The sequence below is a fragment of the Leptospiraceae bacterium genome, assembly GCA_024233835.1.
In the GTDB taxonomy this organism is placed as follows: domain Bacteria; phylum Spirochaetota; class Leptospiria; order Leptospirales; family Leptospiraceae; genus JACKPC01.
This window is the reverse complement of the sequence record JACKPC010000001.1, coordinates 746,837-769,678: the sequence shown is the minus strand read 5'-3', so window position 1 is coordinate 769,678 and position 22,842 is coordinate 746,837. Positions and strand designations below refer to the sequence as shown.

General features: G+C 38.1%; 25 protein-coding genes and 2 pseudogenes. 9 read left to right on the top strand and 18 right to left on the bottom strand.

Going from position 1 to position 22,842, the window contains the following annotated elements; translation table 11 throughout:
• Positions 1-27: 27 nt before the first annotated feature.
• Entirely contained in the window at positions 28-1,314 is a 1,287-nt protein-coding gene (locus tag H7A25_03595) for a hypothetical protein (GenBank protein MCP5498959.1), read from the top strand.
• Positions 1,315-1,417: 103 nt separating this feature from the next.
• Positions 1,418-2,404, top strand: coding sequence for an adenosine kinase (locus H7A25_03590; GenBank protein MCP5498958.1), 987 nt, complete (start codon positions 1,418-1,420; stop codon positions 2,402-2,404).
• Between the two features lie 128 nt (positions 2,405-2,532).
• Here the strand turns inward: H7A25_03590 and H7A25_03585 are convergent, their stop codons facing one another.
• From H7A25_03585 to H7A25_03560, 6 genes are all read right to left on the bottom strand, one after another.
• Positions 2,533-3,111: a hypothetical protein gene (locus tag H7A25_03585; GenBank protein MCP5498957.1), complete on the bottom strand. Its 579-nt coding sequence runs from the start codon at positions 3,109-3,111 to the stop codon at positions 2,533-2,535.
• Between the two features lie 460 nt (positions 3,112-3,571).
• Positions 3,572-4,027, bottom strand: coding sequence for a hypothetical protein (locus H7A25_03580; protein MCP5498956.1), 456 nt, complete (start codon positions 4,025-4,027; stop codon positions 3,572-3,574).
• A gap of 13 nt (positions 4,028-4,040) precedes the next feature.
• Entirely contained in the window at positions 4,041-4,805 is a 765-nt protein-coding gene (locus tag H7A25_03575; protein MCP5498955.1) for a ParA family protein, read from the bottom strand.
• A 20-nt stretch (positions 4,806-4,825) separates the two neighbouring features.
• Positions 4,826-5,245, bottom strand: coding sequence for a bacitracin resistance protein BacA (locus H7A25_03570; protein ID MCP5498954.1), 420 nt, complete (start codon positions 5,243-5,245; stop codon positions 4,826-4,828).
• Positions 5,242-5,724 (bottom strand): RNA pyrophosphohydrolase, encoded by a 483-nt coding sequence (locus tag H7A25_03565; GenBank protein MCP5498953.1) that lies wholly within the window; start codon positions 5,722-5,724, stop codon positions 5,242-5,244. The genes H7A25_03570 and H7A25_03565 overlap by 4 nt, the downstream gene beginning before the upstream one ends.
• Positions 5,725-5,774: 50 nt before the next feature.
• Positions 5,775-6,374 carry a hypothetical protein gene (locus H7A25_03560; GenBank protein ID MCP5498952.1) on the bottom strand — a complete coding sequence of 200 codons (600 nt, stop codon included), beginning with the start codon at positions 6,372-6,374 and terminating at the stop codon, positions 5,775-5,777.
• A 41-nt stretch (positions 6,375-6,415) separates the two neighbouring features.
• Between H7A25_03560 and H7A25_03555 the strand changes: the two genes are divergently transcribed.
• Entirely contained in the window at positions 6,416-8,131 is a 1,716-nt protein-coding gene (locus H7A25_03555) for a hypothetical protein (GenBank protein MCP5498951.1), read from the top strand.
• A 306-nt stretch (positions 8,132-8,437) separates the two neighbouring features.
• Here the strand turns inward: H7A25_03555 and H7A25_03550 are convergent.
• From H7A25_03550 to H7A25_03505, 10 genes and pseudogenes are all read right to left on the bottom strand, one after another.
• Positions 8,438-8,748: pseudogene (locus tag H7A25_03550) on the bottom strand (nucleotide-binding protein).
• Positions 8,748-8,960 (bottom strand): hypothetical protein, encoded by a 213-nt coding sequence (locus tag H7A25_03545; protein MCP5498950.1) that lies wholly within the window; start codon positions 8,958-8,960, stop codon positions 8,748-8,750. Before H7A25_03545 ends, H7A25_03550 begins: the two are co-directional and overlap by 1 nt.
• Positions 8,961-9,128: 168 nt before the next feature.
• Positions 9,129-9,308, bottom strand: coding sequence for a hypothetical protein (locus H7A25_03540; protein MCP5498949.1), 180 nt, complete (start codon positions 9,306-9,308; stop codon positions 9,129-9,131).
• The gene (locus H7A25_03535; protein MCP5498948.1) at positions 9,298-9,435 is read right to left on the bottom strand and encodes a hypothetical protein; all 138 of its coding nucleotides are present in this window, start codon (positions 9,433-9,435) and stop codon (positions 9,298-9,300) included. Before H7A25_03535 ends, H7A25_03540 begins: the two co-directional genes overlap by 11 nt.
• A gap of 208 nt (positions 9,436-9,643) precedes the next feature.
• A pseudogene (locus tag H7A25_03530) lies at positions 9,644-10,623 on the bottom strand (formylglycine-generating enzyme family protein).
• A 98-nt stretch (positions 10,624-10,721) separates the two neighbouring features.
• A complete protein-coding gene (locus tag H7A25_03525; protein MCP5498947.1) occupies positions 10,722-11,162 on the bottom strand; it encodes a hypothetical protein in 441 nt (146 codons plus the stop codon).
• Between the two features lie 8 nt (positions 11,163-11,170).
• Positions 11,171-11,884 carry a hypothetical protein gene (locus H7A25_03520; GenBank protein MCP5498946.1) on the bottom strand — a complete coding sequence of 238 codons (714 nt, stop codon included), beginning with the start codon at positions 11,882-11,884 and terminating at the stop codon, positions 11,171-11,173.
• A gap of 126 nt (positions 11,885-12,010) precedes the next feature.
• On the bottom strand, positions 12,011-12,298 hold the full coding sequence (locus tag H7A25_03515) for a helix-turn-helix transcriptional regulator (protein MCP5498945.1): 288 nt from the start codon (positions 12,296-12,298) through the stop codon (positions 12,011-12,013).
• Between the two features lie 451 nt (positions 12,299-12,749).
• A complete protein-coding gene (locus H7A25_03510) occupies positions 12,750-13,724 on the bottom strand; it encodes an MBL fold metallo-hydrolase (protein MCP5498944.1) in 975 nt (324 codons plus the stop codon).
• A 62-nt stretch (positions 13,725-13,786) separates the two neighbouring features.
• A complete protein-coding gene (locus tag H7A25_03505; protein ID MCP5498943.1) occupies positions 13,787-15,016 on the bottom strand; it encodes an acetyl-CoA C-acetyltransferase in 1,230 nt (409 codons plus the stop codon).
• A gap of 146 nt (positions 15,017-15,162) precedes the next feature.
• On the opposite strand from H7A25_03505, the gene H7A25_03500 reads away from it, so the two are divergent.
• The 6 genes from H7A25_03500 to H7A25_03475 all read left to right on the top strand — a co-directional run bounded on the left by H7A25_03500 (position 15,163) and on the right by H7A25_03475 (position 20,296).
• Positions 15,163-16,140, top strand: coding sequence for a hypothetical protein (locus tag H7A25_03500; GenBank protein MCP5498942.1), 978 nt, complete (start codon positions 15,163-15,165; stop codon positions 16,138-16,140).
• Position 16,141: 1 nt separating this feature from the next.
• Positions 16,142-16,861 carry an SDR family oxidoreductase gene (locus tag H7A25_03495; protein MCP5498941.1) on the top strand — a complete coding sequence of 240 codons (720 nt, stop codon included), beginning with the start codon at positions 16,142-16,144 and terminating at the stop codon, positions 16,859-16,861.
• Positions 16,858-17,448, top strand: coding sequence for a tetratricopeptide repeat protein (locus H7A25_03490; GenBank protein ID MCP5498940.1), 591 nt, complete (start codon positions 16,858-16,860; stop codon positions 17,446-17,448). Before H7A25_03495 ends, H7A25_03490 begins: the two co-directional genes overlap by 4 nt.
• A gap of 106 nt (positions 17,449-17,554) precedes the next feature.
• Positions 17,555-18,142, top strand: coding sequence for a hypothetical protein (locus H7A25_03485; GenBank protein ID MCP5498939.1), 588 nt, complete (start codon positions 17,555-17,557; stop codon positions 18,140-18,142).
• A 465-nt stretch (positions 18,143-18,607) separates the two neighbouring features.
• Positions 18,608-18,958: a hypothetical protein gene (locus H7A25_03480; GenBank protein ID MCP5498938.1), complete on the top strand. Its 351-nt coding sequence runs from the start codon at positions 18,608-18,610 to the stop codon at positions 18,956-18,958.
• Between the two features lie 96 nt (positions 18,959-19,054).
• A complete protein-coding gene (locus H7A25_03475) occupies positions 19,055-20,296 on the top strand; it encodes an SUMF1/EgtB/PvdO family nonheme iron enzyme (protein ID MCP5498937.1) in 1,242 nt (413 codons plus the stop codon).
• On the opposite strand, the gene H7A25_03470 is transcribed toward H7A25_03475, so the two are convergent.
• Positions 20,285-21,166, bottom strand: a complete 882-nt coding sequence (locus H7A25_03470) for a metallophosphoesterase (protein MCP5498936.1) — start codon at positions 21,164-21,166, stop codon at positions 20,285-20,287. The two genes, H7A25_03475 and H7A25_03470, sit on opposite strands and share 12 nt — an antisense overlap.
• Positions 21,163-22,818 carry an FAD-dependent oxidoreductase gene (locus tag H7A25_03465; GenBank protein MCP5498935.1) on the bottom strand — a complete coding sequence of 552 codons (1,656 nt, stop codon included), beginning with the start codon at positions 22,816-22,818 and terminating at the stop codon, positions 21,163-21,165. Before H7A25_03465 ends, H7A25_03470 begins: the two co-directional genes overlap by 4 nt.
• Positions 22,819-22,842: the final 24 nt, after the last annotated feature.

Here is a 22,842-nt window from a genome sequence, read left to right as displayed (position 1 = left end):
CTGAATGAAGTAATAGAGGAGCACCTCATGAGATATGGAAAATTTCTTATACTTTTCCTTCTTTTTTCTACTATACTATTCGCTAAAGCACCTGAATCACAGGATTTAGTCGATAGAATCAAGCTTTTAGATACTTCTTTTGACCCCTCCGGTCTGAAGAATTGTAAGAAAAACATTAAGAATAATGCCTGTAATAAAGATTTATTAAAAGAATTGAATGACAAACAGGCAAGTCTCAGTGAAAAAATTAAAGCGGTAGAGCCGAGTTTTGAAGTTTCTTCGATAGATACCTGTGCCGATCCGATTTCCTCTGAGTGTATCAAAGCCCTGCAAGAACGATATAGTGCAAAATATGATAACCTTGTCATAAAGCTAAAAGCACTCGAAGGAAAGAAGGCGGAAGAAAATCTTTGCTCAAGGGAAGAGGCAGGTTGTATGGATTCCTTATATAAGAGAATTGATGAAGGTATCCGTACCTTAGCTATTAAGACCTGGGCAACAAGAACCGGTGGTCCTTTTCGTTCCAAGGAAACCTACGAAGAGTATATGGCTTCAAAGGAAGAGACAATTCAGCGTTGCAAAGGGCTTGAGTCAGAAAAAGAGTTTAAATCCTGTGTAGCCGAATTAAAGCCGGGTTTATGGAGTCGAATCAAGCGACCCATTATATACACAGTTGTTCCACATTTTCTTAGAAAAGATGCCCACTGTACCCGGGCTGAAATTTTTAATGATGTTACCGATTTAGAACATTGTCCGAGTTCGGATGCAAAGGTACCGAATGCAAAATCCAGTAATGGAGAATTTTCCGAATCTTCCTTGAAGCGTACGAAATATTTTACTTATGCTCAAATACCTTTTCTTATTTTTGGAGCCTATGCTTATTACAAATACGACGACTACAAATATAAGAGCAGTTTACAGGTAGAGAAAATGGCGAGTGACTTTACTTTGCTCTCTGCTAATAATATGACAGCCAGTCGCTTACCCACAAGTGCTTTTTTTACTCTATTCATGAGTAATGTACAAGCTACTAATAATCTGGATGCACAGGCAAATAATTCTATGAAGCAGGTTCAGTTAGCCGCTTTAGGGGTATTACTGGTTCATTTTATAAACGTAGGTGATGTCTTCTGGACAGATTGGAATGCATTCGATAAAAACTTTCAATACGGCACAGCAAATACGGCTCCGGCTTCACCGGACCCTGCTATAGAAAAACCCTCCACATCTTTTTTCTTCACAAACGAAATTATTCCATACGGAAATTTTAAAAGTGATACAAAATATACCTTAGGAATGCAGTACAGGTTCTAAACCATAATACAAATAGCCTGTTTTTTCCTGTAAACTTCAAAAGGGAAATAGGCAGGCTATTTTTCCCCTTGCCGCTAAAAGATATTTAAAAAAAATTGCTATTATGGAAAACTATGATGTGTTCGGGCTTGGTAATGCCCTTGTAGATACGGTTGTATCCGTAGATGAAGCTTTTTTAGAAGCTAATAAAATTACAAAAGGGGTGATGACCCTTGTGGATGCTAAATCCCAGAAGCGACTTTTAAACAATCTGGAAACGAAAAAGAAAGAACTTCGTTCCGGGGGAAGTGCAGCCAACACCATGGTAGCACTGGCTCATTGTGGTGGTACCGGGATTTATACCGGAAAAGTTTCTGCTGATATAAATGGAATTTTTTACAAAGATGATATGATACGTACCGGCATACATTTTGAAGTGGAACCCGCTAAGACGGGAGATACAGGAACCTGTGTAGTTTTAATCACACCGGATGCCGAAAGAACCATGCTTACCCACCTCGGAATTTCAACAGGTCTGAGTGGAATTGATATAGATCCGGAGAAGATCAAATTCTCCCAAATAGCCTATATAGAAGGATACCTCTGGGACGGAGATGGAACCAAAGAAGCATCTATTAGAACTATGGAATATGCAAAACAGTTTAAAAAGAAAATTGCTTATACATATAGTGATCCATTTTGCGTCAGCCGTTCCAGGGATGAATTTCTAAAACTTACAAAAGAATATTTTGATATAGTTTTTTGTAACTTTGAAGAAGCGAAAGCGATGAGCGAGAAAGAAAACCCGGAAGATGCGGTTCGGTTCTTAGGAGAATTATGTTCTACCGTATTTATGACACACGGAAAAGAAGGAGCTTATTATTTCCATGAAGGAGAAATAAAAAAAGTAGAGGGTTTTCCTGTAAAAGCCATTGATACAGTAGGAGCCGGGGACTGTTTTGCTGCCGGTGCCTTATATGGCTTAACCCACCACTTAAACCTTGAAAAATGTTGTAGACTCGGAAATTACCTGGCATCTAAGGTCGTGCAAGTAGTAGGTCCAAGACTCGACGAACCTATAAAAGAGAATATAAAAAAAATAGTAGGCTAAATATTCTTTCATTTGCCCGATAAGAAAGGCTTTCCGGCTTGCTGCCCTTCGGTACACTTCGTTACTCAGGGATCGGCAAGCTTTTCTTAGCGCCATGCTTTAGCATGGGGAAATGGGAATTATTAAATTTACAGAATATTCTTATTTAATAATGCACTATTCCATTCATCAACGATTCTTTTATATCGATCCAATTCCTCTGTTTTTTTTTGCAGATGATTATGAAGTTCCTTTTGGATAAACTTTTTTAAACCGGCTTTACTTTTTAAAGCAGAAAAACCATAAGCAATGTCTGTCTTGATCTCTTTTATCTTCAACTGAATGGCTTTTAGATCTTTTTTATATTGTTCGGTAAGGTTATATATTCTCGATATAGATTGAATTTTTTCAAAGTCCCCTTCATCTTCCACATCACTCATGGCTAATAAAGTTTCCAATCTTTCCAGGTCCTGATCTTTATAGGCCTCCTGCACAGAGTGCCAGAGATCTTTCTGAGTTTCTGTTAAATGTGGATTATAATCGGGATGCAACTTTCGAGCTAATTGTCTGTACACATCTCTTGCATTTTTTTGCCTGAGAAGGTCTTCATCAGTCTGTGGTTTATAATCATAAAAAGCGTAATAATCTTTCTTGAATTTTTCAAAGGAAGAACGGTACATTTCAGACTTCGGATCAATAAATACAGAACCAAAAATTTCAGAGAGCATACTAAAATAATGCTCTTCTAATGCAGAGTCATTTAAACCTTTCTCAGGAAAAATACCCGTTTCTCCTTCTTCTATTTCTTCCTCTACTTCTTCTTCAAACTGAAATTCTTCGCCCGATTTTTCCTGAATGTATTGATAAGCTTTTTCCAGGCTAATTTTTTTTTGAACAGAGAATTGCTCCGTCCTGTGTATAATTTTCCAAAGGTTTGTGATGTTTTCCTGAAGACCACGAATGCTACTGAGTTCTTTACCGAAAGTGGAATTATACCAGAGGCTGAAAGCGGGTTTATCTTTAAAGGTAAAACCTTCAATGATTTGGCTTCTTTTTTCTAATTGTTTTTTAGCCCATTTTGCATCCCGTATTGCTTTCTTACGAATAGGACGGTTGTCAATGATAATAAGGGCTCTTGTTTTTCTTTTTCTGGATTTTATCTCTTCTTACCTATCTTATTTTTCGTTCTTATTCAAGTTTAAACTTTTGAGTGGATAGGATTTCATTATCTTCATTTCGAAATTCGATTAAATACTCACCGGGACTTTCAAAATAGTGTTCATCAAAAAAAAGCTGCATTTTTTTTGCATCCTGTTTGAATCTTCTTGTTTCATCGAGTATGAGTTTTTTTTCTTTGCCGGATAAGAAAAGCTTAATATTTATTTTCTGAGGAGTAGACCAACCCTTTTTATAATACACGAAAAAATCTTCTCCATATTTAAATGTATAAAATTCTTCCCGTTTCATATCACTCACCCTATCCGGATTTAGTTTTTCACTATCCATGTAAATGGCATGTTTATATTTACTTCCGGTAAACAAAAACCAGACAAAGAAAAGAAATATAATTGCCAGAATCCAGAGGAGTATTCTCGTATAGGAATGTTTACTTTCTTCAGCTTCAATATAATCTTCTAACTTCATATAATATTACTATTTAAACCTCATAAAATTTTAGAATTTCCTTAATTACTTTGCGGAAGGCCTGGGTGAGTTTGTGTTTTTTATCGTATTCGTACAGAGTCTGATGTAAGAGAGCAGCTTCTTCTACTACAACCGAATGGGTAATTTTCGTTTTTAATACCGGGATATATTTTTGAACCAGGGGAATAATCGCTTTAGACAAAGCAGTTCTTGAATTATAATTATTTAATAAAGCACCAATGATTTTCAATGAAGGATTATAACGTTCCGATACATTTGCATGAATTTTTAAGAGATCTACAATTCCATCTATCACAAATCGCGAAGCCTGTACGGGAATTAAAAGACCTGTTCCACAATTTAAAGCATTTAAAGTCAGATGAGAAACATTGGGTGGACAATCAATAACAATAAAATCAAAATGATTTTTGAAAGGAGATAAAGCATCTTTTAGTAGAAACATTCCACGACTTTTTTTTGCGATATAGGAGTTGGCTTCAGATAGCTCGATACTGGAAGGAAGGATACTCAGATTCTCAAACCGCGTCTGGATAAAAAATTCAGGTTTCAATTCAAGGCCATCTCGAAAAATTGCATAGACCCCATGGTATTCCTCTTCGATAGAATCAAAGAAAATGCTGGTTGTATTCCTCTGGGGATCCAGGTCTATTAAAAGAGTTCTAAAGCCCGAAAGAGCAAGTCCCGCAGAGACATGAACAGAGGTGGTTGTTTTTCCCACTCCTCCTTTCTGACTGGCTATACAAATAATTTCTGCCATATACCTTTCTCTCCTTTCATCTATTTCTTATTAACCATCCAGGAAGAAAAACTTACGAGAAAATCCCAAATTTTTTTCTTTTCTTCTTCTCCGATTTCAATCTCAGATAAGGCATTTTTATAACAGGCAAGCCAGGCTCTTCTTGCTTTTTCATCAATTTCAAAAGGAAAATGCCTCATCCTCATTCGAGCGGGTCCATTCTTTTGCATATAATACGAAGGCCCTCCCATAATCTGTACCATAAAATCAGCAGCTTTGGTTTCACTTTCCAGTAAGTCTTCCGGAAACATATTTCGAATAGAAGATTTTGCGATATGCATATAAAAGACTCGAACCAGTTCTCGAATTTTTTCTTCGCCGAGGGCCTGGAACATTTCAGGAGCTAAGGGATTGACCTGAGGCAGGCCGGAAGGAGGTGTGTAAATTTCTCTCTGTATCATAACTTTTTTTTCATTTCCAGGAACGAATGAATTTTCGGTTCAAAAGCCTCTATTAATTTTTCGTATACTTCTCTTTTAAACTCAACCACAGTCTCAAGTGAGTTTTGCAAAGGAATGAATTGTAAAGCTGAAAATTCAGGTTCATGTCCATCCAGAATACAATCTTCTACAGGTCGATTCCAGTAAACCAGAAACCATTTCTGGGTCTGGCCTCTAAATTTTTTAAATTTCTTTCCTGAGATATAAGATGGAAAATCATAAGACAACCACTCTTCATGTTCATAAACCATTTCTCCATCCTGAATTCCCACTTCCTCAAAAAGCTCCCGCTTTGCAGCCTCTATCGGGATTTCTTCTTTATCGATTCCACCCTGGGGAAATTGCCAGTTATTTTCCATCCCGATCCGTTCTCCCACAAGAACCTTTCCTTCTGAATTAAAGACAACAATTCCCACACATTTTCGATACGGTTTATCCATTCGATTGCCCATTTTTATAATAAATCGATTTAAAACTTCGGGGTAAAGAATTATTCTTTAGATGGAGGCATATTTATTTTCTTTTCTTGCTCGTGTTTCCGAAGCATCTCATTATACCAACCCTCTTCCACTTCGGATATAATTCGAATCGCAAGGTTTTTCAGCATCCTTGACTGAGCCTGTTCTTCTGATTCTTTATAGCCTATCTGATTGGAATAATAAGCTCTGGCCGGTATTTCATTTCTCGGAAGAATGATTTTTTCTCCACCTGCTTCCTGAAGTTCTACTTTAACAATTACCGTGAGTTCTGCACTTATATTCCGATTGGCCGAATCCATAAGATTTCCAATTTCCTGGTAATGTACGACTTCTCCATATAAGCGAAAGCGAGCCCTTTCCTTGCTCCGGGTTTGTATAAAACGGCCTCTTCTATCCACCTCTTCTTTTAAATAACGACCGAGCATTACATGAACTGCTCCTGCATACGAGTTATTACGTATGTTTTGAACATAAAGGGTTCTCATTTCATCCGGAATCGGTCGGTTTTCTATTTTGGGAGGCCTTCCGGGCTCTTTCTGTAAAAAAGCACAGGAGGATAAACTGATAATAAAACTCAAAAAAAACAGTTCAACTGCGAATAGGTATCTCATAGCCTGGTATTCTATGACAATATTCCGAATCGGAGTTTACTTTGAAGTATTATTTTAAAAAAATAGCCTGCCTTCTCTTGCCCTTATTCTTTTCCATAGTAAAACTTTTTGCAGAAGATAAGAAACCTACAGAAAATCTTCTCTGGCCTATGGAGCTCAGAGTTCCGATTACCGGGAGTTTCTCCGAATATAGAAACCACTCCCTGCACCTGGGCTGCGATTTTAAAACGTATTGGATTAATGGTTTTCCGGTTCGAACCCTTTTTGATGGATATATACATAAAATGAGCTATTCAGATTATGGATACGGTTTAAGCCTCGTTCTTTATTCTCCAAAGAAGAAAATGTATGCTCGAATAGCCCATCTAAACGATCTGAAAGGGGATATAAAAGGCCTGGAAACCTTAAAAGAAGCTCTTCTATTACTCAGTATGGATAAAAGTTTTCGTATCAACTTAAAACCTTCTGATATTACTTTTGAACAGGGAAAACGGATCGCCCGAACCGGGGAAACGGGTTCCGGAATTTCTCATCTGCATCTTGAATTATTTAATAGCCAGGGTTTTATAAATCCGCTCAAAGAAGAAAACTATAAACAAAATGATATTCATCCTCCGGAAATACTCAGTGTCTATATTGACTCCGATTCAGGTAAAGGATATGATTTAGATCTGGAAAAATCAGAAGAAGGACGATTTGGATTAACTACAAAAGAAAGACCTGTATTAAAAGGGAAAATTAAATTTCGAATAGCCGGCTATGATCTAATCACAGCCCAGAATAAAAATGGTATCTACGGAATCAGAGCAGAAATAGAGGACAGAGAAGTTTTTTCACAGAACTTCGAAGAAATTCCATATAAATATGCTTACACAAGGGGAATCTTTTATGATACAAATCGTTCTTCTCTCGATCCACCACATTATGTTTATAAGTTATTTGATAAAAAAACAGGAAAAGAATTCTCTTATGACCTTTCCGGCAAAGAAGGAAAAGATATAAAGGTGAAGCTCAACTTGTTAGACGCATATGGCAATGTATCCGGTGTTACTTTTCTTTTACATGTTTCGAATACAGTAACAGTCAAAACGCAAAAAAAGAAAAGTTATCAATTTAATTCTATAGATAAAAACTTAAGTTTAAATTTTTCGGAAGCAAAAGTTAAAGGAGATGGAAAAATTGAAATTAATAAATTCTCAACACTACCTCAAAATTTTCAATCAGATAAATTTATACAGGCCAGCGAAGCCTATGAGATTCGTAATATTGATTTTTTCTGGCAGGGAAAAGCTACAGGTTTTTTAAAGGGTAATTTTCAGTCTGCTGAAGAAGATATTTATTTATATATGACCGGGATCAAATCCTGGGTAAAACTCCGCAGCAAGAAAAAGAAAGGCGGAATAGAATTTCAACTACCTTCGAGTGGTTATGTGGCTATTATGAAAGACCGTTCTCCTCCGTCTATTATGTATCCTTATTTATTATACAGAGATTACAACCTGGAAGGAGTTATACCGGAAGGTTTTATAGAAAGGTTTTATTTGCTCTCTGAAAGTGGTTCCGGAGTAAAACAAATTGAAGTTTTGTTTGAGGGAAAAAAATATCCTTATGAATATGACAGGGATAGAAAATTTATAAAAGTTTTAATTCCAAAGTCTATTAAAATGCAGAAGAAGATATTCTTAATTCAACTGAGAGCAAAAGACTTTGCAGGAAATCACTCAGAATGGTTTACGGATATTCTGACTTTTTTATAAAATTAATTCCTCAATCCTCCTTAACCCCACGTTAAAACTTGGGGTTAAGAGATTATACTATGAGGTATAGTAGCAAGTGTAAGGAGCGGTCGTGATAGCCGAACTTAAGGCACTGAACTCTTCATAGCGAGGGTGGTAGAGTCCTTACCACCGGATAAGGAAAGAATATGACGGACATTCTCTGACATAAGTTCCAGACTGTGGATTTTTCGCTTAAATGCAAGTGGTTTTTGGGGTTTATTTTGTGGTTTATAGCAGGGGGAATGTTGTTCTGATTTTAGAAGCTTGATGAGCTTTGTTTTTTCATTAAACGTTTAGTAAGTTTTTAAATTTATCAATACTAATCAAATGAATTTTAGGAAAATCAATTTGCTTTAATACATTGAAATGCTTATCCTGGAATACAAGATAATTTGCATTAGAAGCTATAGCACAATCTACAAACTTATTATCATCATAATCCTCTTTGATCAGATTCCATTTATAATAGGTAGTTATGAATTCTACATTTGGAAGATTCTCCAGGGTTTTCATTATATAGCCTGAAACCAATGTTCTTTGGAGCGACTGGATATGGAAACCAGTAAGACATTTGTATCAATAACAACTTTCAAAATTATTTTTTATATTCTGTTCTTAAATGAGAATTTAGAAGTTTTTCAGTATCAATATTTTCCCAAATACTATCCGCAGACTCAATCGCTTTGTTCGCAAAGTAAGTGGATATTATTTTCTTAATCTGAATCAAGTCTTCCTCTTTAACATCATTTGAGAATAATTTCAAAAGTTCCAACTGTATATTACTCAATGGATAATTTAGCGATTCCATAAGGCAATTATAATCTATGTTTATCAAATAGCAAGTTTTTTTACATCCGTTTTTGTCTTCTGAATAGAAGAAAGGATAACAATACCTGTTTACCTGTAGCCATCCAGCATACCTTTGAGCTGTAAAGAAAGAACGAGGCAAAAGCCAGAGGTTCAGAAAGCAAGTCACTCACTTTCTTCTAAGAAATTCAAGAATTGTTAATATTCCCGAAATAAATCCGATCACGTACATTACAATCTCCAAATAGGCTTTTGCTTGTTTGCTGTATAAGGTGCCGAGCTTTATTGTTAAAGCAATTATTGAGAGACCTAAGGCAAATAGTATTTTATCTATCGTGTTATCTTTCATCCAGTTTTTTTTCAAGGATATCAAAGCGCTTATTGATTAAACGTAGAAAAGCACTGATAGATATATACGCTCCTCCAAAAATAGCCACTGTATAAGCTATATAAAAAAATATTTCATTATGATTCATAGTTTCACTCCTTTTATTTTAGACATTTCTTGTAAGCCAACATCCTATTAAAAAATTTCGAAATCCGCTTGCTACCCTTCGGCTACTGATGCATCCATCTCTCTTAAGGTGATACGGTTGGTGAGTAGCAAAGCGTATCGAACCATAAGCATCACCTTAAGAGAGAACCTCCCAGGTACTCAGAGCTTCGCTCCAGGTCTTCAGGAACTCAGTCCGGAGAAGCCGGAAAAGCCACAAGACGAAAGCCGACAGCGTAGGTCTGGCGGTCCGAACCGTCGTCGTACCGAAAGGACGCGGTAAGGAGACCATCAACGAAGTTCCAGGAACCACCACGCAGACTGCGCCTACATTGTCCTTGATTTTTATTTAAAGGATCTATGGCTACCTGATTCTCAAATTGTTTGTAATAACCATCATCATAACAATCCTCCACCCATTCCCGGACATTACCACTCATATCAAACAGTCCGAAAGCATTGTTTTTTTTTGTCCTACCGGATGCGTTTCGCTATTTGAATTACTAGTATACCAGGCATAGTCCTCAATCCTGTCATCCCCCCAGTAGTACCGGGTATTTTTCCCGGCACGGGCGGCATACTCCCACTCCGCTTCTGTTGGCAGGCGGTATTGAAGGCGAGCCTCCTGTCGGGAAGGGTCGCGACCCTTCCTTACGTTTAGCTTCTTGATAAACTCCTGCACATCATTCCAGCTAACATTTTCCACCGGATTGTTATCACAACCATTGGGCGAATTACAATCCGCCCCTACAAAGTAACTGGGATTTTTTCCCATGACATCTCTCCATTGTTTCTGGGTCACTTCATGGACTCCCATGTAAAAAGCATTGCTCAGTTTCACCCTGTGAGCCGGACTTTCATCACTTCCACAGGAGCTATCCTCTTTCGAGCAGCCCATGTCGAACTCTCCGGCAGGTAGCAGATTAAACTTCATTCCGATAGAGTTCGTGAAGGTTTTGGGTTTACCTTTGGGTAAAGGTTCAAAGTGTGCAGGACTGTAGGAAAAGCTTTTTTCTACAGTGTCTTTGTTTTCTGTTTTCTCCGGTTTTGCTTCTTCTTCAGGCTGAATTTTTTCTGTAGTTTTATCCCCGGCGAAGATTCCGGCAACCGCGTCTAAAGGACTTTTCTTCCCCAGGGAAAGAGGTAGTTTACCAAAGCTCTCATCCTCCATTTTTATATAGGGTTTCTGATCCCGACTGTTACGAAAAGACCAGCCCACCACCGATTCCGATGAATACACTTAAGAAAAACAGTACAGTCTTTTTCAACTTATGCCTCTTCCTTTTTTTCAGTTTTCGTTACAAAAATAAACGTGATAAAAGCATCCAAAAGCCCCTGAAAAGGAATCAGGAATACTTTCATCTTGGCCAGAAGTTCGATAGGTGTCGTATCTGCCTCGAAGAAGGGAGAGAATAAAACCGGGAAAAACAACAGAAAAAGATACATCAAAGAAAATATAAGAACCACACGGTATTGAAAAATCCCTATGCTTTGTTCTTCGTCTGTTTTCTTGATAAAGTCAGCTACCCAGGCGGTTGTGATGATGGAAATTGTAGGCAACACATTGGCCGTGAGCCATTCAATCACCAGGTTATATTTGTTGCCATATTTATTTGTCTGCACCTGAATGGAAAAAATCACTACAAGGATAAGCAGAGCTACATACCATAAAATTCCTAATGTTTTACGAACGTCTATTAACTTCTTCATTTTCTCTCCTATTCAAGTTCTGAAAGTAGACCCGCACTTTTCAAATGAGCTCTTGCCGGGATACTTGCATCCAGCTTCATTTCTTCATCCGGGTTGGGTTTACGAAAAGTATACACCAGAACCGAAACTTTATGTTTTGAGCCAAGTTTACTGTCCGAAACTTTATCGGGAAGGGAGTTTGTCCCGGATTGCTGAATTTGTTCTGCATATTCTTTCGTCATGGGCTTGGAACCGGCAGAAAAAGCTTTATCTGATACGATGAACAGGAACAATCTATAATTCCCTTTATTTGCTTTGAATAAAGCTTTAAAATAATCCTTGAGAGAATGTATTTCTCTCGGTGCATTTTTTTCACTCCAGCGAAAACGCAAATTTTGTAAGGGTTTGGCTTCAGAATCAATTTGCTCCACACTGGTCATGATAGCAAATCCACCCGGAACGGTGTAATAGTATAAGTCCGAATAGCCCTTCGCATTTAAGACGGATTTTAACTTATCACTGAGTTCAGAAAATCTCTTAAAATCCTTGAACTTGCTGCGGTTTAGTACCTCAAGACTATAACCCCTCGGAGGAGGAAAAGGAAGACCATACGGCTCTGAACCCATACTCTTTGAATGGGAAAAACTCATATCATTTTGAAAGCTTGAATCAGAGGGTTTTTCGAGAATAGAGCTACAGGAAATAATAAATAGTAAAGAAAATAAAGAAAAAAGTTTTTTCATAATAATATCCGGTTTCTGCCAGAAAACTAATTAATTTTTATCCTGCCAAGTAGAAAATCTGTAGCAAAATAAAGGTTTTATTACAGGAAAAAAGTAAAATATTAGAAATAAGACATGTAATAGTCATTACAAATTTTTCTTCAAGGTATTCACTATTTCTTTTAGTATACCGAGAAGTTTTGGATTTTCTCTTACTTCAGAAATGAGACCTGCTTCATCCATTGAAAGAGTTTTATCACTATTGACCTCTATCATATTTCCTTTTTCGTATAAAAGCCAGTCTACACTGATATTATATTCTTTATTTAAGCGAAAGATAAGCTCTGTTGGAAGGTATTTGATTTTTCCGTTAATAATATCGCTGAGGGTAGAATTTCCTATTCCAAACTTTTCAGAGAACTCAACCTGCTTCATTCCCAAGTAAGAGAGCAATTTTTTATAATTTTCTTTTTTCATAAAATTTTACGTATTTACGAAATTTTAATTTACTTTTTTCCTTAATACGAAATTATATAGTAAATATCACCAACCCAAGCATTTCTCTTCTTCGACCATGCCGTCAAGTCACTTCGGTGCTTCGATACTAAATTTATTGCAAAAGCAATAAATTTCACTCAGTAACCGAAGGGGAGAGAGCACTGTTGAAACGCATAGCAATGCATCTCCTACTGTAAAGAAAACAAGACTAAAGCGTTTTCCTTTCTCCCTCTACTATGTTCTCAAAGAAACCCTGATTTCGATAGTTGCTGTCTGGCACGACAGAAGAAACCCGGAGTCTTTGAAAAACAGAAAATAAAATAAATAATCTATTTCCAATCCTTGCCACTCCCTTGAGCGGGCAAAGTGGGAACTGAAGACTTAAGTCCTACCTAAAAAAATAAGTCTCTCCAATTTTTAAAGGAAGGAGATGATTTGGTGGAAGTTGTTTTGCCTCGTATTCTTTTTTACAGAGTTTTAAAGGTTCATCAAGAGGTTCATCCGTTAACACGAAAGTCTGATAATGCATAGGGAGTAAATATTTAGCTTTCAAATCCATAAAGGCAAGTACAGCCCCTGCGGGATCCATGTGTACCGGAGACATAAACCAGCGTGGTTCATAAGCTCCGATGGGTAAAATAGCCAGATCTATACGGGGAAACTTTTCTGCGATTTCTTTAAAGCCCGGAAAATAAGCGGTATCACCTGCAAAGTAAAAGGTATTTTCTTGACCTTCTATGATAAAGCTACCCCACAGGGTTTCGTTCCTATCCAGAAGTCCTCTCGCACTGAAATGCTGAGTTGGAGTAAAATGTATTCGTAGCCCATCACGAAAAACATGGTCCCACCAATCCAGTTCTATAACATTTTGAATTCCATTTGATTCTAAGAATTGCTTATTCTTTAAACCCACAATAAAAGTAGGTGAAAAACGTTTATTTAATTCTTTTAAACTGGGAAGATCCATATGGTCATAGTGATTATGGCTAATAAGGACAAAGTGAATCCGGGGGAGATTTTTCATTTCGATGCCAGGCTTCACATAACGCTTCGGACCTACAAAACTCAGGGGAGAACAACGTTCCGACCAGATAGGATCTGTCAGGATATTCTTACCATCCAATTGAATGAGACTTGTAGCATGACCTATCCAGGTAACAGAAAACTTATTCGTGTTTTTCCGAATTTCTTCTGCATTATTTTCCACATAGCTGAACTTGTAATTCTTTGGATCAATTACCTTTTCCAGTTCAGAACCCCGATTCCACCTCCATTTTAAGAAATCAGAAAAATTATGCTCCTTATACGTAGGGTAAGGATTTACAAAGCCATCTTTCCGATGATGGGGTTTCTTTTCATTCATAAAATATCCTGCATTAGAACAACTTAATGTAGAATAAATTAATAGACTAAAAATTAATTTATTCATACCCTTTCAATGATTGTAGCAATTCCCATTCCTCCACCAATACAAAGTGTAATCAGGGCATAACGGGCCTTTCTCCGTTCCAGTTCATCTACAGCTGTACCGGTTAAAATTGCTCCGGTTCCTCCTAACGGATGACCGAGGGCAATAGAACCACCATTCACATTAATTTTTTCAAGAGGAATGTTTAACTGTTTTTGAACATACAGTGGAACCGCAGCAAAGGCTTCGTTAATCTCCCAGAGATCTATATCAGCAACAGTCAAATTTGCTTTGTTAAGAGCTTTCTTTGAAGCGGAAACCGGCCCCGTTAGCATGATAGTAGGTTCTTCTCCCGAAACAGCCATAGACACAATTTTAGCTCTCGGCTTCAGGCCTTTTTCCTTTACAGCTTTTTCAGAAGCTAAAAGAACAATCCCGGCTCCATCCACCACACCGGAAGCATTTCCTCCGCCATGTACATGAATAATTTGTCCGAGTTCAGGGTATGTCTTTAAAGCCATTTTGTCAAAATATTTCTCTCCGGCTCCTTTGAACATTGCAGGCATTTTGGACAGAAATTCAAAAGTCCATTTGGGATTGGGGTATTCATCTTCAGAAACAAGAACTCCGTCATCTCGCTTTACCGGAATAATACTATTTTTAAAATACCCATTTTGAATCGCATTCTGAGCTTTTATTTGGGAGGAAGCTGCGAAACGATCGATTTCTTCCCTGCTGATATTGTATTTGGTGGCAATGATATCAGCCGAAATCCCCTGAGGAACAAGGTTGTATTTCTCTGCAATTTTAGGATTACCGATACTCATCATGGTTTCCGGGTTTTCTTCATCTGAACCCAGATCGGAAAACATTTTTACCCGGCTCATGGATTCGACTCCTCCGGCTACAACCAGATCAAATGCACCGGCCTTAATAAAAGAGGCGGCGTCATTTACCGCCTGTAAACCGGAACCGCAGAAACGATTTACTGTATAACCCGGAACTTCAATCGGCCATTCAGCAGCCATTACTGCATACCGGGCGATGCAGGCCGCCTGGTCTCCTACCTGGGTAACACAACCCAGGATAACATCATCTACTTCTTTCAGGTTAAGGGCTGTTCTTTTCGGTAATTCTCTTAAGAGTCCGGCCACTAATTCCTGAGGGTGAACCGAATTTAAAGAGCCCCGTTTATTCCCCCTTGCTCTTGGTGTACGAATAGCATCAATAATAAAAGCTTCAGTCATAAAAAGTTCCTATAGGGTATGGATATAATAGAAAGAGAATATTTCCTTCCTGTAAAAGCAAGATTTTTTGTAACAAAGTCTTAATTCTATTCTTACTTTGTTTTTCTCATGGACAGAGAAGGAAGGGAAAGAGATATTGAAAGTGGATGAGGGTAGAACATATATATCTGGAAAAAGAGGCACAGGAATATGAGTTCAGTAAATCCATACTCAAGCGTTTTCCTGATGCCGGTATTATTCTTGTGGATGATTATAAAAGTGTCTTTAACCGTCCCAGGCAAGATTTTCAGGTTCAAAAAACATCTACCAAGCTTATCCTCGCTCAAAAAAAAGATCACTTTCTTTATAAGGGTTCATATTTATCCAACAGTTACGGACACGAGCACTTTTTTTATAACTCTTTAATTCTGAATTGCATTTATAATTGTGCTTACTGTTATCTTCAGGGTATGTATAAATCTTCTTATATAGTAATTTTTGTAAATTTAGAAGATTTCTTCAAAGAAACAGATAAGCATCTCGCCGAGTACCCTGTTTTTCTTTGTATTTCTTATGATACTGACCTTTTAGCCCTGGAGCGTTATATTCCTTATACTTCGGAATGGATTCGCTTTGCTCGAACGAGACCAAATTTACTTCTGGAAATCAGAACGAAAAGCTCAAATTTTAAGCAAATTTCCGGTATTGAACCTATAGAGAATGTGATAATGGCATGGACTTTATCTCCCCAGGAAGTTATACGCAATATTGAAAAGAGAACTCCTTCTTTAAAAAAAAGACTGGAAAGCATTCGTCAGGCTGTAGAAACGGGCTGGAAGGTACGTCTCTGTTTTGATCCGGTTATCTATGTGCCGGATTGGAAAAAAATATATTCTGAAATGATCATAGAAACACTATCGACTCTGCCTTCAGATAAACTGGTAGATGTAAGCCTCGGTGTTTTTCGGGTAAACTCGGAGTATTTACGTAATATGAAAGAGGTGAATTCTTCAAAAATTCTTTTTTTTCCTTTCGAAAAAAGGGAAGGCTTTTCAAGTTATCCACAGGAACTTCAGGATACAATGATGAACTATTTAAAAGAAATCGTTCTACGCTTTATTCCTCCTGAAAAGCTTTGCATGTGATATGAAATCAGCGATTGTTACAGGAGCTTCTTCCGGGATAGGTTTGGAGATAAGCCGACTTCTTCTTGAACTTGATTATAAAGTTTATGGTATATCTCGTTACACGAAACCCAAACAAATAGAACACGATAAATTTGTAGCAGTTTCTTCTGATTTAAGCGAGGAGAAAGACTGGAAACCGAAAGTAGAAGCGATTTTGAAAGAAGAAAAAGAGCTCTCTCTGCTTGTCAATAATGCCGGAATAGGAGCTTTAGGTCTGCACGAAGAAATCGAATATAACAGACTACGTAAACTTTTAGAACTTAATTTTTGTCTTCCTATTTTACTTACCCGACTTTGCCTGAGACGAATCAAAGAAAATGCAGGACTTATTCTAAACATCTCTTCCACTTCTGCACTCAAAGCTTCTCCCATTGGAGCGGCCTACGGGGCGAGTAAGGCGGGTTTAACAAGTTTCGGACAGTCGATTTTTGAAGAGGTACGAAAAACGGGAACCAGGGTTGTAAATATTCATCCGGATATTACCAGGACCCATTTTTTTGATGAATTAAACTTTCAGGAATCTGAAGATAGAGAAACCTTTCTTTTACCTGAGGATATTGCAGATGTAGTAAAATTCATTATAGAGAGAAAAAAAGAACTGGTAATTACCGATATTACTATAAAGCCTCAAAAGCACAGGTTAGATAAAAAAAGACATAATAAGGAACTGACCGAATGATAAAATTTATTTTCTATAATTTATGTATTCTATTTTTTGCACTTCAGTTTGGATTGGAAGCAGGTGCTAAACAAAAAAAAGAGATTCTTAGCTTAAAGAAAAAATTTATACGGGAGTATAAAAAAAGAAGCAAGAAAAATGCTACAGAGACAGCTCTGAAATTAATTTCCTTAGCTGAAAAGGAATACGGGAATAGCCATAGTAAAATGTCCATTTTTTTTACATACGCCGGAAAAGCTTACTACATTAGCCGTGACTATGAAAATGCTCTTTTGTACTTCATGAAGTCCTATAATCTGAATATAAAGAATAGAAAACCCGATTCTATGTATTTAGCAGCTGACTATCGAAGCCTCGGTAAGGTTTACTACCGTTTGAGAAATTATAAAAAAGCTATAGAAATGTTTCATAAGTCCCTGGAAATTCGGAAGAAAAAATTGGGAGAATATAGTTCTACAGTTGCTACATGTTATGACCTTCTGGGAACGGCTTATGAAAAAAGCGGAGATGCTGATAAAGCCCTTGAATACTATAATAAATCTTTATCTGTAGAGCTACAACAACTTCGAAAAATGAAGTTTCAATAAGTAGAAGCCTCCTTTCATAACCACTTTATTGCTAAAAATCAAAAAAAATCTTTACATATATCTACTTTCGATTATAAGACAAAGCGAAAAAAATATGAGGTGATGTATGAAAGATGAAGATAAGAAGAAGAAAAGCGATGCGGAAGCAAAAAAGAAGAAACCAACTGAAGAAGTAAAGAAAAAGAAGAAGGGTTCTGAAAAAGACTCGGAAGGTGGAGAAATTAAGATAGGAGCGAAAATCTCTATCGAAATACCGGCTTCCATGCAAAAAGCCTTAAAGCTGAATGCAAAAGTTAGTGGAAAAATTGAAGATATTCTAGAAATCGATGAAGACAGAGAAATCTACCTATTCTCTGCTTCAGAGAAATCTTTTTTCTTAGAAGAAGTCCTCGAGGATAAGGAATGGTGCTGTTATTTAGGTGTCGAGTGGGATGTCATCAAGGAAGAAGACGAATTTTTGGATGATGAGGATGAATACAAAAAGTCCATCAAAGTCAAAGATCAGGAATTCAAGCTGGAAGATGATGATGAGCTGGAATACTTCAGTACCGAAGAAGATGAAGAAGGTGATTTGGAATATGTTGATTATGCAGCTAAATCAGGTGATACATTCTTACGAATTCTTTTCTGGGATGAGGAAGATGACTTTGAGACCTACCTGTATGCCGAAGTAGAAGACTATAAAATCGGCTAAAAAGTTTGATTAGCATAAATTCGCACTATCCACTAATCAGACCCTTTATTTCTCAGAAGTTATAGAACTTCATGAGTGATTCCCCCTTTCCTGAATCCACGGCATAAGAGTCTGTCTGAAAATGAAGCTACAGGCTCTTGCAGCTTGCTTTTCTTTAATAGATAAGCCTATTAAGTTCCTGGTCATGGAAAGGGTCAGAGACTCCGAAGTGTAGTAACCAGGGAAAAGTTTCAAAAATTATCCCAAAAGTCCAGTTTCGGTTTCCGTTCTATAGAAAATTTTTGTTCCTTTTGTGCATTTTCAAACCCTTTATAGTAGAGGGTCACATGAACAAACGAAAACTCCAAAAAACCTTTGATGAAGTATTTAAGAAAAGAGCCATATCGTTTTTCTCAAGGTTCGCAAAGGTAGAAACAGAGAGAAGATATAATCCGTGAAGCCATAGAAAAAGGCTTCGGAGAGAACTTGAAGGATAGTTTTTTGCTTTACAGAGAAGAAGTAGAGTTTATACTAAAGGAGATGGGAAAGAGTATGACTGCCATAGAAGAAAGAGTCTGGGAACTCGCAGAAGAATTCGGAATCCGGGAGAAAATAAGGGAAGCCAGTATCCAGGAGGGCAGAGAACAGGAACGCCTTCTGTCTCAGAAACAAATTGAGAAAGAGCGAAAACGCGCAGAAAGAGCCGAGCATAAAAAAGCCCTCAGGACAGCGATCAAAATGAAGCGTGCAGGGTCCACTCTCGATTTTATATCAGAAATGACCGAACTTCCGGAAGCTTATCTGGAGAGGTTTTTTAAAAAAAGCCGAATGCACTAAGATGCTTCGTCGTGGGTTCTCCCGGCTTTTCGTTTTAAACCAGCCCATCGACTGAATTAGTAAATATGAAAGGACTTTTTGTCGAGATTAAAATCAATGAAAGTCCTGATTGCATTATTCCTATTTCTTCCCATTTTTCTCTATAGTGAAGATGAGCCGGAAACCAAGAAAATCTTAAACTGGAAAGGTGAAATCCATTCCGTATATAAAGCCAAGGGGACACTCCGGATACGTATTCATAAAGGTAAGCAGTGGAAATACTCCAGTGAAGAGGATTTGAGACAGCAGTTTATGACTCAAAAAACCTTTTTCTTATTCGAGAAAAAAACAAATAAAAAAGTAGGAGAGTTTAATTTACAGGATTTAAACTTTGAATATCTTCCTCCCAGTCTGAATAAGGAAAGGATATACCTTGTTTTATCCGGAGATTATACACCCTTACCCGGTAAAAACCATAAGAGAATTACTACAAACCTGTATGTTGCTTCTTATAAAGAAATTCCTTCTTATTTAGAACCTTCCAGTTTTTATAAAGATACTCAAAATCACGGGAAAGGTATCATACGACATAAAATTGATGGAAAGGAGATGATCCTGATACCGGCTGGTACCTTTCTTTACGGACAGGGGATTGACTCCGAAAATGATGCTTATAATCCCTTTTACAATAACCCTGATGAAAGTAATCTGGCTGATTTACCCTCTTTCTATATGGATAAATACGAAGTAACCAATGGAGAGTATTTAAAGTTCATTAACTCTACAAATTTTCCAGCACCTGTTCATTGGAAAAAGGGTATGTATCCTGCGGGTAAGGCTCATCATCCGGTAAATCACCTGAGTTATAGGGAAGTAGAAGCCTATGCACAGTGGTCAGGTAAGAGGATTCCTACTGAATTAGAGTGGGAAAAGGCTGCAAGAGGCCCGGGTTTCACAAAAACTCTGAATCGAGATGAAACCAGTACCTTTAAAGTAGATGCTCTTCGCTACCCCTTTGGAAATACATTTGATGCCGGTCTTTGCAATTCCAGGGAAAGTAAGCTTTTTGAAACGGTCTCGGTTTACGAACTTTCGACAGCAGGAAAGAGTCCGTATGGTTTAATGGGGATGTGTGGTAATGTGGCTGAATGGACCAGTAGCTGGTATAAACCTTATAAAGGCCATTATTTAAAACACAGGGCTTTCGGTCAACAGTACAGGGTAATACGCGGTGGATCCTTTACCAGCTCGAAACGAGAAGTCAGTACTTTTTTTCGAGATTATGGAGGAATTCCCAACCTGAAAGAAGACAGAAAAGCAGGATTTCGTCTTGTGGTTGATTACGATTCAGCTTATTAAAAGGGGTTTGAGTTTTTCCACCTGTTCTTCATTCTGGTAAACATCTACCGTAGAGATCTCAGGTCCGGCCTCGACAAATTCAACCCGTATATGCCTGTGTACCATCTGCTTGCCTTTTTTAAATATACGGGGAACACGGGCCGAGTTGAGATAAAGAGTTGAGTCTTTTTCGATAAAATTTGTTCTTTTCGTTTCTGAATAGTGCATGTGTCCGGCCAGTACCAGTTCTACACGCTTCTTCTTTTTTTTGCAGTAAGAGATGAGTTCTTCTAAATCCTTATCTCCCCAGTCTCCCCCCCTCGGATCAAAATCTTTTCCCCAGATATCCTCTCTTCTATCTCCGAGGCCGGTAGGTCCGTTATGGGAAATCACCAGAAGCTTTTCCTCTTCAATTTCGTCGACTATCGAAGCTAAGAGTGCGATAGAATCCTCAAAGTCGTTTACACTGCAATATTTAGAAAGAAAAGGTTGAAAAGACAGAAAAGGTCCTCCCATGGAAAAGGGACGGCAGAAAAGAAGGGCATAATCTTCTTCCTGCCGGTAGGTATAATAACAGAGTTCTACAGGCGCTATGTCTTTCTTGAATTTTGCGAGCCTTTTTTCCTGACCGAGAAAACCTTTTTGAATCAGAAACTTGTTTTGGAAAAGTTCTCCTGTAAGTTGAAATAGATTACTGGAATCATGGTTACCGGGGATCAGGTAGGCTTTTTTTTTAAGTCCGGATAATCGCTTCGGAATTAAAGAAGGTCCTGAAAAGTAGGTTGGCAAATCCCCCGTAAAGAGGAGGAAATCATAATCAGAATCATTGAAGTATCTCAGATCCTGACTGTTCCAGTAACCATGAATATCACCAATAATCGCAAATTTCATATTTCTAATAGTTCCATACTTTTATAGCCTCCCGAAATATTACTTACTCTGTGGAAACCCTTTTGCATTAAAATTCTTACAGCTAAATGCGCCCGAAAACCCACCTGGCAATGCACAAGAATTTCCTTTTCTATTGGTAATTCAGAGATCCTTTCCCGTAAATCCGGCAAAGGAATATTTATAGCACCCGGGATATGTCCTCTTTCGTATTCTTCGGGGTTTCGTACGTCCAGAATTAAAAAATCTTTTTCCGTGTTCCATTTTTCAATAAATTCATTCACGCTAATAGAAGGACTAAAACCATTCAAACTATTGGAAGCTACAAAAGAAGCCATATTAACCGGATCGTTTGCCGATGAAAAAGGAGGAGCGTAGCTTAAGTCTAATTCTTCCAGATCCTCTACGGTCAAACCTCCGTGTATGGCGGTTGCAATCACATCCACCCGCTTATCCACACCTTCCTCTCCAAAAACCTGGACTCCGAGTACCCTTCCATTTCCTTTTAGATAAACGAGCTTTAATGAAATCTGGCTGGAACCCGGGTAATACCCTGCATGGTTTTTGGGATGGACTGTCACCGTTCCGATATCCAGCCCGGCTTCTTTGGCGGCTTTTTCTGTGAAACCGGTAATCCCGGCAGCTTTGGTAAAAATCTTTACGATGGCGGAACCGTTAGCTCCATGGTACACTTTGGTGTCTCCGGCGGCATTGGAACCTGCAATCCTTCCCTGGCGATTGGCAGGGCCTGCGAGGGGAATTCTCACTTTTCTACCCATAATCCTGTGACTGATTTCTGCCATATCTCCCACTACATAGATGTCCGGGTCAGAAGATTGCATCAGGTTATTCACTAATACTCCACCGGTTTTTCCTATGCTCAGACCGGCACTTTTCGCCAATTCCAGCTCCGGTCGAACCCCTATTGAAACAATGACCATATCAGCCGATAAGGTATGACCGCTTTCTAAGTACACTTCTTTTGCCTTGGGGTCAATTTTTTTGACTCCATCTCGGGGAAAGACCTGAACTCCTTCCGCTTCCATTTCTCTACGAATAGCTTCTCCGAACTCTATATCAAAGTTTGGCATTACATGATGGGCTTTTTCTACCAGTTTCACCTCTAAACCGCGATTATGCAGGGCCTCTGCCATTTCGATACCGATAAACCCACCCCCAATGACTACGGCGTTTTTAGGATGGGATTGTTTAATGAAGGTATCGATAGTATCCATATCCGGGATTTCCCGCAAAGTGAAAGTGTTTTTAGCCGGAAGTCCTTCGATGTTGGGGTTTAATGGAGAGGCTCCCTGAGAAAGAATGAGCTTATCATAAGGAAAATCTTCAATTTTTCCTTCCCGGCTGACTTTTAGAATTCGTTCTTTTCTATCTATCATGACTGCCGAACTCTCGAGGAGAACCCGGATCCGGTAGCGCTCATAAAAACTTTCCGGACTCTGAAGGATTAAATCCTCTCTTTGCTTAATATCACCGGAAATGTAATAGGGAAGGCCACAGTTCGCAAAAGATACATATTTCCCTCTTTCTATGATCGTAATTTCTGCATTTTCGTCCACACGCCTCGCCCTCGCCGCTGCGGTTGCTCCCCCCGCTACTCCACCAACAATTACAATCTGCTTTTTCGTTCCGGTCATATTTAAAACTCCTTATAGTTTCTG